Annotated in this window: 1 protein-coding gene; it reads right to left on the minus strand. The window is 68.0% G+C overall.

Annotated features, from left to right (window positions below):
• A partial coding sequence (locus IF00_RS42230) for a beta-ketoacyl synthase N-terminal-like domain-containing protein (RefSeq protein WP_167346913.1) occupies positions 1-728 on the minus strand: 728 nt, incomplete at both ends.

Consider the following 728-nt stretch of genomic DNA (forward strand, 5'->3'; position numbering starts at 1 on the left):
GCCGACACCACCCACGCCACCGGCCCCACCTGCTCCGCCGGGGAATCCAGCTCAGCAGACGGCACGGCTTCCGCCGACGGCGCCTGCTCCAGAATCACATGAGCGTTCGTGCCACTGATCCCGAACGACGACACCCCCGCACGACGCGGCCGACCCTCCACACCCCACTCACGCGACTCCGTCAGCAGCCGAACTCCCCCCGCACCCCAATCCACATGAGACGACGGCGCATCCACATGCAACGTGGCGGGCAGCACCCCACGACGCAACGCCTCCACCATCTTGATCACACCACCCACACCCGCCGCCGCCATCGTGTGACCGATGTTCGACTTCAACGAACCCAGCCACAACGGCCGATCCTCCGACCGCCCCTGCCCATACGTGGCCAACAACGCCTGCGCCTCGATCGGATCACCCAACCGCGTCCCCGTACCGTGCGCCTCCACCACATCCACATCACCCGCACCCAACCCCGCATCCGCCAACGCCAGACGGATCACACGCTGCTGCGACGGACCGTTCGGAGCCGTCAACCCATTCGACGCACCGTCCTGATTCACCGCCGAACCCCGCAACACCGCCAGCACCCGATGCCCCCGCGCACGCGCCACCGACAAACGCTCCAACACCACAAGCCCCGCACCCTCACCCCAGCCCGTCCCATCGGCCGACTCCGCGAACGCCTTGCACCGCCCATCAGCAGACAACCCACGCTGCCGCGAGAA

The sequence above is a fragment of the Streptomyces flavochromogenes genome, assembly GCF_000717595.1.
Classification (GTDB): Bacteria; Actinomycetota; Actinomycetes; order Streptomycetales; family Streptomycetaceae; genus Streptomyces; species Streptomyces flavochromogenes.